We start from the raw sequence: 14,929 nt of genomic DNA on the forward strand, positions 1-14,929 counted from the left end.
TGTCTTCTCATGATGTTTCCTCACTCACGGGGGTTACTGCTTGACGCTTCCGGTGGCCAGGCCCGACTGCCAGTACCGCTGGAGCACCAGGAAGGCGACGATCAACGGCACGATGGACAGCAGGCTGCCCGTCAGGATGAGCTGGTAGCTGGCGTCGCCGGCGCCCGAGGTGCCGCTGTTGGCCTGGGCGTTCCACTGGTTCAGCCCGACGGTGAGCGGGAACCAGTCCGGCGTGTTCAGCACGATCAGCGGCAGGAAGTAGTTGTTCCAGGTCGCGACCAGCGCGAAGAGCAGCACCGTGACGAACCCCGGGGCCAGCAGCCGCAGGGCGATGGTGCGGAAGATCCTGAACTCGCCCGCGCCGTCGATGCGGGCCGACTCCAGGATCGAGTCGGGCACGGCGTCGGCCGCGTAGACCCGCATCAGGTAGAGGCCGAACGGGCTGCACAGCGCCGGGATGAGCACCGCCCACGGGGTGTCGACGATCCCGGCCTGGCTGAAGAGCAGGTACGTCGGCACCGCCAGCGCCGTGCCCGGGATGGAGATCGCGCCGAGCACCATCGCGAACAGCAGCTTGCGGCCCGGGAAGTCGTACTTCGCCAGGGCGTACCCGCCGAGGGTGGCCAGCAGGGCGGCGCCGCCCGCGCCCACCACGGCGTAGAGCACGGTGTTGCCGAACCAGCGCAGGAAGATGCCGTTCTGGTAGCTCAGGGTGTCGCCGATGTTGGCGAACAGGTGGAAGTCCCCGCCGAACCAGAGGCCGAAGGTCGAGAACAGGTCGGCGCCGCTCTTGCTGGCGTTGGCCAGCAGCCAGAACAGCGGGAGCACCGCGTACCCGAACATCACCAGCATGATCACGGTGAGGGTGACGCTCTTCCTGCGGCGCCTGGCGGTGGGGGATCGGGGCGTGGCGACGCCGATCACAGGGCCGGTCACAGGGCCGGTCACAGGGGCGGTCACAGGGTCTGCTCCCTTCTCGCCGTGATGAGTTGCACGGCGTAGGCGACCACGACGGTCACGAGGCCGAGGACCACGGCGACGGCGGCCGAGTAGTTGATCTGCTGGCCGTTGAAGGCGAGGTTGTAGGCGTACATGTTGGGCGTGTAGCCGGTCGAGATCACCGCGGGCGCGAGCTTCTGCAGGATGTTCGGCTCGTTGAAGAGCTGGAAGCTGCCGATGACGGAGAAGATCGTCGCCACGAGCAGCGCGGGGCGCAGGGCGGGCAGCTTGATGCTCCAGGCGATGCGGATGGCGCCCGCGCCGTCCATCTCGGCGGCCTCGTAGAGCTCCTCGGGGATGGCCCGCAGCGCGGCGTACAGGATGATCATGTTGTAGCCGACGTACTCCCAGGTCACCATGTTGCCGATGGAGGTCAGCATCCAGGGGCGCGACAGCAGGTCGGGGGCCGTGACGCCGAGCGCGTCGCCGAGCTGGCCGACCAGGCCGAACTGGTCGCCGTACATGTAGCCCCACAAGAGGGCCGCCACCACGGCCGGCACCGCGTACGGCATGAAGATCGTGATGCGGAACAGCGACGGCCAGCGCAGCCGCCCGCTGTCGATGGCGAGCGCGCAGCCCAGGGCGATGAGCAGCATGACGGGCACCTGCACGACCAGGAAGAGCGCCACGCGGAGCAGGCCCGCCCCGAACAGCGCGTCGCCCAGGGCGCGGGTGTAGTTGGCCAGCCCGGAGAAGACCGTGCCGCCGATGAGGCGGTCCTGGAAGAAGCTGAGGTAGATCGCGTACGCCAGCGGCGCGACCACCGTGACCAGGAAGACCACGAAGAACGGCAGGAAGAAGGCGTAGCCGGCGACCCGCAGGCGCAGGAGTGGCCGGCCGAGGCCGGGCCGCGCGGCCCGCGCGGTCATGTCGCGCTCCTCTGCGATGTTCGCGCTGCCACGAATACTGGCACTGAGCTCTCCTTGTCGGGGGCCGTCTGCGGCGGATGAGCCACGCTGCTACCTGCGCCACCGTGCGGCCTGCTCGCTGCGGTAGCTGCGATGATCGTGTGTTTACGTAAACATGAAGAAGGTGTCCCGTAGTCTGGATCCGCCGCAGGATCATGTCAATAGGTAACCGTCGGTTAACAGATGCGGCGATTTGGTGGTCTTTTGTGACGACCTCTCGCGCCCATTGACGACTGGGGCATGTTTACGTAAACATCTGGCGAGAGCATCGGACGATCAGAGGTGGCAGTTGGACGGGACGACCCGGGAATCACCGGCGGGACGGCGCTCGCACAGGCGGCCGTCCATGGCCGACGTCGCCGCGATGGCCGGGGTCTCCAGCCAGACGGTCTCCCGGGTGGTCAACAACCGCAGCAACGTCGAGGAGGAGACCCGCCGGCGCGTGCTGTCGGCCATGCGGGTCCTCGGCTACCGGCCCAACACCGCGGCGCGCGCCCTGGTCACCGGCCAGTTCCGCACCCTGGGCCTGATCAGCTTCGGCCTGTCCAGCTTCGGCAACGCCCGCACCGTCGACGCCGTCACCCGGGCGGCGCAGCGCGCCGGCTACACCGTCAACATGATCGCCGTCGAGTCGCAGACCGAGCAGGCCGTGCACGAGGCGTTCGACCAGCTCACGCTGCAGGCGGTGGACGGCATCGTGCTCATCGAGGCGCAGATCCTCGACACCCCGTCGCTCCGGCTGCCGCCGGGCGTCCCGGTCGTGATGGCCGACGGCGACGTCAGCCACCGCCACCCCATGGTGGACACCGACCAGGCCCTCGGCGCCCGGCTCGTCACCCGCCACCTGCTCGACCTCGGTCACGAGACCGTCTGGCACGTCGCCGGGCCGGAAGACTCCTACGCCGCGCGGCGCCGGGCCGAGTCCTGGCACGCCACCCTCAAGGAGGCGGGGGCCGCCACTCCCCGGTTACTGTTCGGCGACTGGAGCGCGGCCAGTGGATACAAGGCGGGACGCGAGCTGGCGCGGCGGTCCGGCGTGACGGCCGTCTTCGCCGCCAACGACCAGATGGCACTCGGCGTGATGCGCGCGATGATCGAGGCGGGTCACCGCGTCCCCGAGGACGTCAGCATCGCCGGCTTCGACGACCTCGACGAGTCGGCCTACCTCTCCCCGCCGCTCACCACCGTCCGCCAGGACTTCGACGTGGTGGCCGAGAAGATCGTGTCGCTCATGATCGGCCAGATCGAGACCGGGGCGGCCCCGTCCGCCACCGCGTTCGTCGCGCCCGAGCTGGTCGTCCGGCAGAGCACCGGCGCGCCGCCCCGATCGTGATCAGAAAGCGTTGGTGACCAGAAAGCGTTGGTGACCAGAAAGCGTTCGTGACCAGGAAGAAGGGAGGAGCGGCGGCCTCGCCCGGCCAGACCGCCGCGCCGACGATGAACGCCCTACCCCGCGATGTCAGCCCGGTCTCCGGGAGCGCCGGCGCCCCGTCACCGGCCGACCGGCTCCGGCGCCGGCTCGGCGGCGTGGCCTTCGGCGGCGACTACAACCCCGAGCAGTGGCCGGCCGAGACCAGGGCGGAGGACCTGCGCCTCATGGCCGAGGCCCGGGTCAACCTCGTCACCGTCGGGGTGTTCGGCTGGGCCCGCGTGGAGCCGGCGCGCGGCGCGTACGACTTCTCCCTCTTCGACCAGGTCCTGGATGACCTGCACGCGCACGGGATCACCGCCGACCTCGCCACCATGACGGCCTCGCCGCCGCCCTGGCTGGTCCACGAGCACCCCGAGATCCTGCCGGTCACCGCCGACGGGACCGTGCTCGGCCCCGGCGGGCGGCAGCACTTCTGCCCGTCCAGCCCGGTCTACCGCGAACGCGCCGCGCTGCTGGCGGAGCGGCTGGCCGAGCACTATCGCGACCACCCGGCCCTGGGCCTGTGGCACGTCGGCAACGAGTACGGCTGCCACATCCCCGCCTGCTACTGCGAGGTGTCGGCGGACGACTTCCGCCGCTGGCTGCGCGAACGGTACGGCGACGACGTCGAGGCGCTGAACGACGCCTGGTCGACGGACTTCTGGGCGCAGCGCTACGCCACCTTCGACCACGTCCGGCCGCCCCGCGTGGCTCCGACGTACCCCAATCCGGCCCAGCAGCTCGACTACCTGCGCTTCAGCAACGAGGCGCTGCGCGCCTGCTACGACCTGGAGGCCGGCATCCTGCGGCGCGTCACCCCCGACGTGCCGATCACCACGAACTTCCTGGCCGGCCTGAAGGCCGTGGACGTCTTCGGCTGGGCGCCCGGGGTGGACGTGGTCGCGGTCGACTCCTACCCCGACCCCCACGACGAGCGGCCGCACCTAGGCCCCGGCCTGGTGTACGACACGATGCGCGGCGCCGGCGGCGGCGATCCGTGGATCCTCATGGAGCAGGCGCCGAGCGCGGTGAACTGGCGGGCCAGGAACGCCGCCAAGCAGCCGCGCCAGATGCGGCTGTGGAGCTGGCAGGCGGTCGCGCAGGGCGCCGACGCGGTCCTCTACTTCCAGTGGCGGCAGTCACGGGGCGGGGCCGAGAAGTTCCACTCCGGCATGGTGCCGCACGCGGGGGCCGACAGCAGGGTCTACCGCGAGATCGTGGCGCTCGGCAGGGAGCTGGCCTCGGTACCCGACCTGGCCGGCACGCGGGTGCGCAACCAGGTGGCGATCCTGCTCGACTGGAACAGCTGGTGGGCGCTCGAGCTCGACTCCCACCCCTCCGACGGCGTACACCAGCAGGAGCGCCTGCTCGACCACTACGGACCCCTGTTCGAGCTGGGCGCGGGCGTGGACGTGGTGCCGCCGTCGGCCGAGCTGACCGGCTACCGGCTCGTCGTCGTGCCCAACCTGTACCTGCTGGCGGGCGAGGACGCGCGGCGCGTCTCGGCGTACGTCTCCGGTGGCGGCGCGCTGGTCGTCTCGTTCTTCAGCGGGATCGTGGACGAGCACGACCGCGTCCACCTGGGCGGCTATCCCGCGCCGCTGCGCGAGGTGCTCGGGGTGCGGGTCGAGGAGTTCTGGCCGGCGGCCGAGCACGAGACGTTCCCCGTACGGGGCCGCGGGGCGCTGGCGCACCTCGAGGGGACGGCCGACCTGTGGCGCGAGGACCTGCGGCTCACCGGGGCCGAGCCCGAGGTCGTCTTCGACGGTCCCGACGGCCGCCCGGCCGTGACCAGGCACGACTTCGGCGCGGGAACCGCCCGCTACCTGTCGACCCGCCTCGACGAGGCCGCCATGCGGGCGGTCCTCGCGCGGGCGCTCGCCGAGGCTGGCGTCACGCCCGCCGTCGAAGGGCTGCCTCCGGGGGTCCAGGCGAGCGTGCGCGCCGGAGCCGGTCGCCGCTTCCTGATCCTGCTCAACCACACCGGCGAGAAGCACGACGTCACCCCCGGCGGCGCGTGGACCGACGCCCTCTCGGGCGAGGACGTCGAGTCCGTCACGCTGCCGCCCTCGGGCGTCGCCGTGCTGCGATCCGTGGCGGGTCAGTAGACGAAGGGCCAGCCCGCGCTGTCGTACCCGAGGAGGTTGATGCCCAGCAGGGGCGCGCCGTTGTCGGCGTAGTAATGGTAGTAGAGCACCTCGGCGTCGCTGTCGGGGACCACCGCCTGGTGGCCCGGCCCGTGCACGCTCCCGTGCCCGGCCAGGACCTGGGTCCCGCCGCCCGAGGTCATGGCGAGGCCGTTGCGGTCCACGTACGGGCCGGTGACGCTGGTCGAACGGCCGACCATGACGCGGTAGGTGCTGCTCGCCCCCTGGCAGCAGGCGTCGAACGACACCCACAGGTAGTAGTACGAGCCGTGCCGGAAGATGAACGGCGCCTCGATCGCGGTCGTGCTTCCCGTGCGCTGGGCCAGGCCGGTGATCGAGGTGCCGAGGCGCTTGCCGGTGGCGGGGTCGAGCTGGATGAGCTTGATCCCGGTCCAGAACGACCCGAAGGACAGCCACCAGCGGCCCTGGGCGTCCACGACGAGGTTCGGGTCGATGGCGTTGTAGTTGCTCGACGAGGTGGTGGAGATGATCAGGCCCTGGTTCGCCCAGGATCCTGACGCGCCCGTGGTGCTGGTGGCCAGGAAGATCGCCGAATTGCGCGAGCCGAACGTCGACGCCGAGTAGTAGAGGTAGTAGCGCCCGTTGCGGTAGGAGATGTCGGGCGCCCACAGGCTGGCGCCGCCGCCGGTGTACGACGTGGTCCACGGCGCGCCGCCGGGGAATACCACTCCGGCGTTGTGCCAGGCGGTCCGGTCGGTCGAGGTCTTGATCGTGAGGTTGTCGCCGGTGTGCACCAGCAGGTAGGAGCCGTCGGGCCGCTTGACCACGCTCGGGTCGTGCACCCCGATGTCGCCCGTCACCCGCCCGGGGTTGGGATAGGCCGCCGGGGGAGTGGTCGGCGTGGCCAGGGGCACGGGCACGGGCTCGGGCCGCACCGCGGCGGCGCCGAGCAGGAGGGCGACGAGAGCTCGTTTCCACATGACGTGACCTCCTCACTGCGACCGTCAGGGTTACCGTTCACCTGAGGGGTGTCAAGCACGCCTGCCGCCGTCGCAGGTCGGGCGCCTGAAACTTTCACACCCGGGTTCGCGGCCCCGCCAAATGGCCTGAAGGCCGAAAGTACTACCTCGCCGGCGGCCGAAAGGCGGAGCGAGCACGAGCCCTTCCGCCGATGAACCGGCCCCGCCCCCGTTGCCACCATCGAGCCATGACCCCCACGAAGGCGGCCCGGCTCATCCCCGCCGGACTGCTCGTCCTCAGCGCCGTCCCCGTGATCGCCGGCGCCGTCCGCGCGGCCGAGCTGACCGGCGGCGCCGCCATCACCCCCGACAACGCCCGCTTCTTCGCCGCCCCCGCGCCCGTGCTGCTGCACATCGCCGGCGTCACCGTCTACAGCGTCCTGGGCGCCTTCCAGTTCGCGCCCGGCTTCCGCCGCCGCAGGCCCGCCTGGCACCGGGCGGCCGGGCGGGTGCTGGTGCCGGCCGGCCTGGTCGCGGCGCTCGCCGGCCTGTGGATGACGCTGTTCTCCGACCTTCCGGCCGGCGACACCGGGCTCCTGACCGTCTTCCGCCTCGCGGCCGGCTCGGCCATGGCCGGCTCCCTCGTCCTCGGCCTCGCCGCGATCCTGCGCCGCGACGTCGCCCGGCACCGCGCCTGGATGATCCGCGCGTACGCGCTCGGCATGGGCGCGGGCACGCAGGCGGTGGTCCTGTCCGCCTGGTACGCGGCAACGGGCGCCGATGCCCACGCCGTCACCAGGGCACTGCTCCAGGGCCTGGCCTGGGGCGTCAACCTCGCCGTGGCCGAATGGGCCATCCGCAGGACGGCCCGGCGTCAGCCGGTCGGTGGGGCGGATCAGCCGTTCGGCGGGGTGGAGCGCTCAGCCGCCGATTCATGACATGGGTTGATGTGTGGCTCGCTGCCCGATTGAGACGCTGACGGTCCGTCAGTCAGAAGGAGCGAGAACACATGCCAGAAGCGAGCGAGGAAAGCACGAGCCCGGGGGTGAGCCGCCGTGGGGTGCTCGCCGGCGCGGGCGCCGCCGCGGTCACCCTGCTGGGCACCGGCGACGCCGAGGCACAGGCCGCGCCGGAGGCGTTCGGGCCGGTGACCGTGCGTCCGGGCGACCTCCGCTACGACAACCTGCTGCGCGGCAACAACTTCCGCTTCGCCGGCCGCCCGGACGAGATCCGCGTGGTCGGGTCGACCGGGCAGGTGGTGCGCGCGGTGCAGGACGCGGTGCGGACCGGACGGCGGGTCGCGGTGCGCAGCGGCGGGCACTGCTTCGAGAACCTCACCGCCGACCCGGCGGTGCGGATGCTGCTGGACCTGTCACCGATGGACGCGGTCGGCTACGACGCCGGCCGGCGGGCGTTCTCCGTGCAACCCGGAGCCACCCTAGGTCACGTGTACCGGACGCTGCTCACCGGCTGGGGCGTGACGATCCCCGGCGGCAGTTGCCCGGAGGTGGGCGCCGGTGGGCACTTCGCGGGCGGCGGGTACGGGGCGCTGTCCCGGAGGTACGGCTCGGTGGTGGATCACCTGTACGGCGTGGAGGTCGTGGTGGTCGACCGCGACGGCACCGCCCGCGCGGTGGTCGCCACCCGCGAGCCGGACGACCCCAACCGCGAGCTGTGGTGGGCGCACACCGGCGGGGGCGGCGGCAACTTCGGCGTGGTCACCCGGTACTGGTTGCGCTCGCCCGGCGCCACCGGCACCGACCCGTCCCGGCTGCTGCCCCCGGCGCCGGGGCGGATGCTGCAGCACGTGGCCATCTGGTCCTGGGAGCACATGACCGAGCAGGCGCTCACCGGGCTGATGCGCAACTTCGGGCACTGGCACGAGCGCAACAGCGCGCCCGGCTCCCCGCACGCCGGGTTGTACGGGATCCTCCTGATCTCGCACCGCGCCGGCGGGACCGTCACGCTGGTCTCGCAGATCGACGCGGACCTCCCCGGCGCCGACGCCATGGTGACCGGCTTCGTGTCCGAGGTGACCGCAGGCGTCGGCCTCACCCCGGCGCTCGACCTGCGGCGGACGATGCCGTGGCTGCACCGGATGACCTGGCCGGGCAGCGGCGAGCCGGGCGACGTGATCAACCGGCGCTACAAGATCAAGGCCGCCTACCTGCGGCGCTCGCTCACCGACAGCCAGCTCGCGGCCGTCTACCGCAACCTGACCAACTCCACCGGCGGGCCGGACTCCGGCATGCTGCTCGTCGGCTACGGAGGCCAGGTCCGCGCGGTGGCGCCAGGGGCCACCGCGACAGCCCAGCGGGACGTGGTCATGAAGGCCGTCTACCAGACGATCTGGCGCGACGAGGCGGACGACGCGGCCAACCTCACCTGGGTCCGCGAGTTCTACCGCGACGTGTACGCCGGCACCGGCGGCGTGCCCGTGCCCGGCGAGGTCGACGACGGCTCCTACATCAACTACGCGGACGCCGACCTGGCCGACCCGGCGTGGAACACCTCGGGCGTGCCCGCGCACACGCTCTACTACAAGGACAACTACCCGCGCCTGCAGCGGGTGAAGGCCCGGTGGGACCCGCGCAACGTCTTCCGGCACGCCCTGTCCATCGAGCCTCCCCAGGCCGGTTGACCGGCATCCGGGCTAGATTGTCGGCCGGGGGAAGTGCCGGGGGAAGTGCCGGGGAGGAGGACGCGGATGGGCGATCCGGCGGCACGGTGGCCCGTGGCGTTGACCGCCGGGCCGTACGCGCTGCTGGCGCTGCTGACCGGCGTCACCGTGGCCGTCAAGCGCTCGGACGGCGCGTCCCTGATCGTCGACCTGGTCCTGTGCGGGCTGACGGCGGCGTGGATGCTCGGCGTCTTCACGCTCCGTCCCGCCTGGCGGCGGCGGGCGCCGGTGATGGCGGTGTTCTGCGCGGTGCTGATCCTGCTCTCGGCGATCCTGGCGGTCAGGGACCCGTGGTTCGGCTGCTTCACCCCCGTCGGGTACTTCTACGCCTTCCGGCTCCTGCGCTGGCCGTGGCAGCCGGTCGGCGTCGGCGCGATGGCGGTGGTGGCGGGCACGGCGCAGGCGTACGACGTGGACAAGAGCACGGCCGCCGGCCTGGTCACCTACGGCGCCGTCGTGGCCGCGAACGCCGTCCCCATGTGCGCCTTCGCCTGGTTCGCCCGGCGCGCCGCCCGGCAGAACGAGGAGCGGGAGCGCGCGCTCCAGGAGGCCCGCGAGGCGAACCGCAGGCTGGCGGCCTCGCTGGCGGAGAACGCCGCCCTGCACGAACGGCTGCTGGCGCAGGCGCGCGACGCCGGCGTGCAGGGCGAGCGGCAGCGCATGGCGCGGGAGATCCACGACACCCTGGCGCAGGGGCTGACCGGCATCGTCAGCCAGCTGCGCGCGGCCGAGCACGCCGGCGACGACCCGGCGGCCTGGCGCCGGCACGTCGCCGCCGCGACCAAGCTGGCCAGGGAGAGCCTGTCGGAGGCGCGGCGGTCGGTGCACGCGCTGCGTCCCGAGCCGCTGCGCTCGGCCATGCTGAGCGAGGCGCTGGCGGGCGTCGCCGAGCGCTGGTCGGCGCTGCACGAGATCCCCGTCCAGGTCACGACGACCGGTACGGCGCGGCCGATCCGGCCGGAGGCGGAGGCCGCGCTGCTCAGGATCGCGCAGGAGGCCCTGGCCAACGTGGCCAAGCACGCGCGGGCGACCCGCGTGGGGGTGACGCTGTCGTACCTGGAGCACGAGGCGGCCCTGGACGTCCGCGACGACGGCGGCGGCTTCGACCTGGCGCTGCTGGACGCCGCCGCCGGCTTCCGGCCCGATCGCGGCGGGTTCGGCCTGATCGCGATGCGGCAGCGGATGGAGAGCCTGTCGGGCACCCTGCAGGTCGAGTCGGAGCCGGGCGCCGGCACGGGCATCTCGGCCCGCGTCCCCGCCGAGCGGGCGGAGGTGGGCGTGTGAGCAGCCCCGCCGGCCCGATCGGGCTGCTGATCGTGGATGATCACCCGGTGGTCAGGGACGGGCTCGCCGCCATGTTCGCCCGCGACCCGGAGTTCGAGGTGCTCGGCGAGGCCGCCGACGGGGCAGAGGCGGTCCGGCTGGCCCAGGCCCTGCGCCCGGACGTGATCCTCATGGACCTGCGGATGCCCGGCATGGACGGGGTGAGCGCGACCAGGCAGCTCGCCGAGCGGGGGAGCCGGGCCCGCGTGCTGGTGCTGACCACGTACGACACCGACAGCCACGTGCTCCCCGCGATCGAGGCCGGCGCCACCGGCTACCTCCTCAAGGACGCTCCCCGCGACGAGCTGCTGCGCGCGGTCCGGGCGGCGGCCCGGGGCGAGGCGGTGCTCGCGCCGTCGGTGGCGGCCCTGCTGATGAGCCGGGTACGCCGGCCCGCCCCGGGGCCGCTCAGCCCGCGCGAGATCGAGGTGCTGCAACTGGTGGCGGCCGGTGCCACGAACCGGGAGGCGGCGGCCAAGCTGTTCCTCACCGAGGCCACCGTCAAGTCCCACATGCTCAACATCTACGCCAAGCTCGGGGTGAACGACCGCGCCGCCGCCGTCACCGAGGCGTTCAACCGAGGGCTGCTCGTCCCGCGGAATCCCGGGTCCTGACGGGGCATCGCCGGATACGGTCGGATCATGCGCGTTCATCGACCTGGATTCGCGGCACTCGCCGTACTGGCCGCGTTGTCCGGTGGATGCGGTGGCGCCGCGCCGGCTCCCGGCGGGGCCGGCCTGCCGGCGCCGCCGGGCACGGGCAAGGGGCCGCTGGCGGGCAAGGTCGTGGTGCTCGACCCCGGGCACAACGGCGGGAACGCCGCGCACCCCGAGCAGGTCGACCGCCAGGTCGACATCATCACCAAGAGCAAGGCCTGCAACGCCGTCGGCTTCAGGACCGCCGACGGGTACGAGGAGAACGCCTTCGCCTGGAGCGTCACCCAGCACCTGAGGCCGCTCCTGGAGACGATGGGCGCCCAGGTCGTGCTTACCCGGAGCAACGACGAGGGCATCGGCCCCTGCGTCACCGAGCGGGCGGCCATCGGCAACGAGGCCAGGGCGGACGCGGTGGTGTCCATCCACGGCGACAGCGGCAAGCCGAGCGGGCACGGGTTCCACGTGATCGTCCCCGGGCTGATCGCCGGGCGCAACGACGAGGTCATCGAGCCGTCCCGCAAACTCGGGCTGGCGATCCGCGACGCGTACCGGGCCGGCACCGGCATGCCGTACGCGGACTACCGAGGCGAGGACGGCCTGCGGTCCCGCACCGACCTGGGCGGGCTCAACCTCTCGACGCGGCCGGTCGTGTTCATCGAGTGCGGCAACATGCGCAACGCGGGCGACGCGGCCAAGATGACCGACGTCGCCTTCCGCAAGCGCATCGCCGAATCGCTGGCCAACGGGATCAAGAACTACCTCACCGGCGCCTGAGGCCAGCTCGACGCGGGCGGCTGGGTGGTCAGGCCGCCGGTCACGGCGAACGGGACGGACGTGACGCTCGCGGTGGCGGCGGTCAGACCGGTGGCGGTGGCGCGCAGGGTGATGGCGCCCGGCGTGCGGGAGGGGCCCGGACGCGGACGTCCCGGAGCGCGCCCCGCACGAAGCTCTCGTCGCCGGAGGCGGCCAGGTAGAAGCCCGCGCGGCAGACGCTGCCCGAGACGGTGTGGCGCGGGTCGAGGGCGACGGACGCCCGGCCCTGCCGTTCGCAGTCGGGGACCGGGGCCAGCACGAGCATGCGGCGGCTCAGCCCGCCGAGCCACAGCTGCGGTCCGACGAGAACGCCGTCACGGATCTCGCCGGGGGGCGACAGGCGCAGCGGCCCTCTGGCCGACAGGGTGAGGAAGCCGTCGGGGGTGAGCGTGCCGCGCAGGTTCTCCGCCCAGGCCAGGCGCTGCTCGAAGGTCATCCCGGCCCGCTCGTCCTGCAGCGCGATCCGCCAGTCGCCGAACGCGAAGAGCAGGACCGGGCCGGCGGTGTCCACCCCGAGCGGGCCGGGCCAGAGCGTGACGCCGCCGGTCAGGTGGCGGATCATCGGCCGGCCGGCGGCGGTCTCGGCCTCGCCGTACAGCGGGGCGGTCAGGACGCGGAACACCCCGCCCTTGCCGTTGGCCGCGAGGGTGCCGCCGGTGTACGGCCGGGCGCCCAGCGAGGCCAGGTTGAGGCCGGCCGGGTAGGTGAGCTCCGCCCGCGACCCGTCGGGGAACGTGACCCGCAACGTCCTGGTCCCGCCCGTCCCGCTCGCCTCCGGGTAGACGGCGTTGGGTTTCACGGTGACCGCCTCGCGCACCGGCACCGGCACCGGCTCCGGCTCATGCTCCGGCGCGGGGCGGCTCGTGTCCCGGCTCGGGAGAAGCCCGATGAGCAGCCCCACCAGCGAGACGGCCGCGAGCGCGACCAGCGCCGCGATCCCTGCCCGGCGAGGCCCGCGCGGGCCCTGCTCGATGATGTCGACCCGGCCGGCGGTCATCGGCCTTCCTCTGTCGTGCGGCTGTCCCACCCAGTTCAGACCATCGGCGGGTACGACGCCATGCCGGGCACGGGAATGTGATCCAGCGCACTGTTCCCGTTAACTTCTCTGACGGGCGAATGTCGGTTTGGCCGACATACTGTCGGCGAGGCCGCACCCCCTCAAGGAGGTTTCGTCGATGGAACGCCGCAATTTCCTGCGCGCGACGGTGCTCGGTGCGAGCACCGTCGCCTTCTCCGGCAGTCTGTGGCAGGGCGCCGCCCTGGCCGCACCGGCGCAGAACGCCCCCGGCCCCTACGGCCCGCTGCAGGCCGCCGACGCCAACGGCATCCAGTTGCCGGCCGGCTTCACCAGCCAGGTGATCGCCCGCTCCGGCCAGTCCGTCCCGGGCACGTCCTACACCTGGCACAACGCCCCTGACGGAGGCGCCTGCTTCGCCGACGGCAGCGGCTGGATCTACGTCTCCAACTCCGAGATCAACCCCGGCGGCGGCGCCTCGGCCATCCGTTTCGACTCCGGCGGAGCCGTCACCTCGGCGAACCGGATCCTGTCCGGCACCCGGCAGAACTGCGCGGGAGGGAAGACGCCCTGGAACACGTGGCTGTCGTGCGAGGAGGTCAGCCTGGGCTTCGTCTACGAGACCTACCCGTTCGGCGGCACCGCCGTGCAGCGGCCCGCGATGGGCCGCTTCAAGCACGAGGCCGCCGCCGCCGACCCCGTGCGGAAGGTGATCTACCTCACCGAGGACGAGACCAACGGGCGCTTCTACCGGTTCGTCCCCACGACGTGGGGCGATCTGTCCTCCGGCACCCTCCAGGTGCTGGTGGCGGGGTCCGCCACGTCGGGCTCGTTCACCTGGGCGAACGTCCCCGACCCGGACGGCTCGCCGACGGCGACGCGCAGCCAGGTGTCCGGCTCCAAGTCGTTCAACGGAGGCGAGGGCTGCCACTACGCCGACGACACGGTCTGGTTCACCACGAAGGGCGACAACCGGGTGTGGCAGGTCAACCTGGCCGGTAACACCTACGAGCTCGCCTACGACGACAGCCTCGTCAGCCCCGGCACCGCGCCGCTCACCGGCGTCGACAACGTCACCGGCTCCACCTACGGCGACCTGTACGTGGCCGAGGACGGCGGCAACATGGAGATCTGCCTGATCACGCCCGACGACAAGATCTCCGCGTTCCTGCGGATCAACGGCCAGAGCTCGTCCGAGATCACCGGCCCGGCCTTCAACCCCGCGGGCAACCGGCTGTACTTCTCCTCCCAGCGCGGCACCTCGGGGTCGTCGTCCGGCGGCATCACCTACTGCGTGACCGGCCCGTTCCGGACCTGATCCGACCCGGCAGGGCGCCCGTCACGGCTCGCGCGTGACGGGCGCCAGCCACATCCCGACGAGCGCGTCGATCAGCCCGGTCGCGGCGTCGTGCCAGGTGGCGCGGGGTGTGGGGGCGCCTTCGGCGAGCGCGCGCTCCCGGTCGGCGCACGTGTGCACGATCAGCTGGCGGGCCATGTCGCCGCGCTCGGCCCGCACCTCGGCGGGCAGCTCGGGCAGGCACCGGTTGAACCCCTCGACGGTATGCCGCAGCGAGGCGGAGGAGCGGGTCTCGTCATCCATGATCGCGCGCAGCGCGGGATCGGTCATCACCTGGGCGACGAAGCGGGCGTACCACGTGGGGGAGCCGAGGTCCGCCAGATGCTCGGTGACCGGGCGCACCATGCAGGCGACCCAGTCGCGCACGTCGGCGGAGTCGCCGAGCTCGGCCACCATCCGCTCGCGGATCCGCTCGATCGGCTCGGCGTGTTTGCGGGCGATCGCGCGTACGAGATGGGTCTTGGTGCCGAAGTGGTAGCCGACGGCGGCGTTGTTGCCCTGCCCGGCGGCCTCGCTGACCTGACGGTTGGAGACGGCGAGCACGCCGTGCTCGGCGAACAGCTGCTCCGCCGCCGCGAGGATCCGCTCGCGGGTCACTCCGGCGCGCTCGGCGCGTACGGTCCTGCCGGTCATCGGCACCACCGTACCGGAACGTCACGCCTGCTCACGAGGGCCTCCTTCGGGGACCTGACCGTCGGTT

The 14,929-nt window shown here is 72.4% G+C and carries 13 protein-coding genes; 8 read left to right on the forward strand and 5 right to left on the reverse strand.

The window, feature by feature from the left end:
• Positions 1-33 precede the first annotated feature (33 nt).
• Complete coding sequence (locus tag H4W80_RS58025; RefSeq protein WP_318787565.1) at positions 34-960, reverse strand: carbohydrate ABC transporter permease; 927 nt, start codon at positions 958-960, stop codon at positions 34-36.
• Positions 957-1,868 carry a carbohydrate ABC transporter permease gene (locus H4W80_RS58030; RefSeq protein WP_192792830.1) on the reverse strand — a complete coding sequence of 304 codons (912 nt, stop codon included), beginning with the start codon at positions 1,866-1,868 and terminating at the stop codon, positions 957-959. The genes H4W80_RS58025 and H4W80_RS58030 overlap by 4 nt, the downstream gene beginning before the upstream one ends.
• Before the next feature lie 385 nt (positions 1,869-2,253).
• On the opposite strand from H4W80_RS58030, the gene H4W80_RS58035 reads away from it, so the two are divergent.
• Together H4W80_RS58035 and H4W80_RS58040 are read left to right on the forward strand one after the other, a co-directional pair.
• A complete protein-coding gene (locus tag H4W80_RS58035; protein WP_192792831.1) occupies positions 2,254-3,240 on the forward strand; it encodes a LacI family DNA-binding transcriptional regulator in 987 nt (328 codons plus the stop codon).
• Positions 3,241-3,287: 47 nt separating this feature from the next.
• The gene (locus H4W80_RS58040) at positions 3,288-5,426 is read left to right on the forward strand and encodes a beta-galactosidase (protein ID WP_318787566.1); all 2,139 of its coding nucleotides are present in this window, start codon (positions 3,288-3,290) and stop codon (positions 5,424-5,426) included.
• On the opposite strand, the gene H4W80_RS58045 is transcribed toward H4W80_RS58040, so the two are convergent.
• On the reverse strand, positions 5,420-6,406 hold the full coding sequence (locus H4W80_RS58045) for an arabinan endo-1,5-alpha-L-arabinosidase (protein WP_192792832.1): 987 nt from the start codon (positions 6,404-6,406) through the stop codon (positions 5,420-5,422). The two genes, H4W80_RS58040 and H4W80_RS58045, sit on opposite strands and share 7 nt — an antisense overlap.
• 227 nt (positions 6,407-6,633) lie before the next feature.
• Here H4W80_RS58045 and H4W80_RS58050 point away from each other — a divergent pair, with 227 nt between their 5' ends.
• The 5 genes from H4W80_RS58050 (at position 6,634) to H4W80_RS58070 (ending at position 11,818) form a co-directional block, all read left to right on the forward strand.
• Positions 6,634-7,323 (forward strand): DUF2306 domain-containing protein, encoded by a 690-nt coding sequence (locus H4W80_RS58050; RefSeq protein WP_192792833.1) that lies wholly within the window; start codon positions 6,634-6,636, stop codon positions 7,321-7,323.
• 71 nt (positions 7,324-7,394) lie between these two features.
• Positions 7,395-9,026, forward strand: a complete 1,632-nt coding sequence (locus H4W80_RS58055; protein ID WP_192792834.1) for an FAD-binding oxidoreductase — start codon at positions 7,395-7,397, stop codon at positions 9,024-9,026.
• A 66-nt stretch (positions 9,027-9,092) separates the two neighbouring features.
• Complete coding sequence (locus tag H4W80_RS58060; protein ID WP_192792835.1) at positions 9,093-10,349, forward strand: sensor histidine kinase; 1,257 nt, start codon at positions 9,093-9,095, stop codon at positions 10,347-10,349.
• Complete coding sequence (locus H4W80_RS58065) at positions 10,346-11,002, forward strand: response regulator (RefSeq protein WP_192792836.1); 657 nt, start codon at positions 10,346-10,348, stop codon at positions 11,000-11,002. Before H4W80_RS58060 ends, H4W80_RS58065 begins: the two co-directional genes overlap by 4 nt.
• 27 nt (positions 11,003-11,029) lie before the next feature.
• Positions 11,030-11,818, forward strand: a complete 789-nt coding sequence (locus H4W80_RS58070; protein WP_192792837.1) for an N-acetylmuramoyl-L-alanine amidase — start codon at positions 11,030-11,032, stop codon at positions 11,816-11,818.
• An 82-nt stretch (positions 11,819-11,900) separates the two neighbouring features.
• On the opposite strand, the gene H4W80_RS58075 is transcribed toward H4W80_RS58070, so the two are convergent.
• Positions 11,901-12,854, reverse strand: coding sequence for a hypothetical protein (locus H4W80_RS58075; protein WP_192792838.1), 954 nt, complete (start codon positions 12,852-12,854; stop codon positions 11,901-11,903).
• Positions 12,855-13,032: 178 nt separating this feature from the next.
• Between H4W80_RS58075 and H4W80_RS58080 the strand changes: the two genes are divergently transcribed.
• The gene (locus H4W80_RS58080) at positions 13,033-14,190 is read left to right on the forward strand and encodes an alkaline phosphatase PhoX (RefSeq protein WP_192792839.1); all 1,158 of its coding nucleotides are present in this window, start codon (positions 13,033-13,035) and stop codon (positions 14,188-14,190) included.
• Between the two features lie 21 nt (positions 14,191-14,211).
• Here the strand turns inward: H4W80_RS58080 and H4W80_RS58085 are convergent, their stop codons facing one another.
• On the reverse strand, positions 14,212-14,862 hold the full coding sequence (locus tag H4W80_RS58085) for a TetR/AcrR family transcriptional regulator (RefSeq protein ID WP_192792840.1): 651 nt from the start codon (positions 14,860-14,862) through the stop codon (positions 14,212-14,214).
• Positions 14,863-14,929 lie beyond the last annotated feature (67 nt).

The organism is Nonomuraea angiospora (assembly GCF_014873145.1).
In the GTDB taxonomy this organism is placed as follows: domain Bacteria; phylum Actinomycetota; class Actinomycetes; order Streptosporangiales; family Streptosporangiaceae; genus Nonomuraea; species Nonomuraea angiospora.

Excerpts from the sequence above, each read along its gene's own strand:
- H4W80_RS58030 (WP_192792830.1), bottom strand. The coding sequence starts at position 1,868 with ATGACCGCGCGGGCCGCGCGGCCCGGCCTCGGCCGGCCACTCCTGCGC.
- H4W80_RS58035 (WP_192792831.1), top strand. The coding sequence starts at position 2,254 with ATGGCCGACGTCGCCGCGATGGCCGGGGTCTCCAGCCAGACGGTCTCC.
- H4W80_RS58045 (WP_192792832.1), bottom strand. The coding sequence starts at position 6,406 with ATGTGGAAACGAGCTCTCGTCGCCCTCCTGCTCGGCGCCGCCGCGGTG.
- H4W80_RS58050 (WP_192792833.1), top strand. The coding sequence starts at position 6,634 with ATGACCCCCACGAAGGCGGCCCGGCTCATCCCCGCCGGACTGCTCGTC.
- H4W80_RS58055 (WP_192792834.1), top strand. The coding sequence starts at position 7,395 with ATGCCAGAAGCGAGCGAGGAAAGCACGAGCCCGGGGGTGAGCCGCCGT.
- H4W80_RS58060 (WP_192792835.1), top strand. The coding sequence starts at position 9,093 with ATGGGCGATCCGGCGGCACGGTGGCCCGTGGCGTTGACCGCCGGGCCG.
- H4W80_RS58070 (WP_192792837.1), top strand. The coding sequence starts at position 11,030 with ATGCGCGTTCATCGACCTGGATTCGCGGCACTCGCCGTACTGGCCGCG.
- H4W80_RS58075 (WP_192792838.1), bottom strand. The coding sequence starts at position 12,854 with ATGACCGCCGGCCGGGTCGACATCATCGAGCAGGGCCCGCGCGGGCCT.
- H4W80_RS58080 (WP_192792839.1), top strand. The coding sequence starts at position 13,033 with ATGGAACGCCGCAATTTCCTGCGCGCGACGGTGCTCGGTGCGAGCACC.
- H4W80_RS58085 (WP_192792840.1), bottom strand. The coding sequence starts at position 14,862 with ATGACCGGCAGGACCGTACGCGCCGAGCGCGCCGGAGTGACCCGCGAG.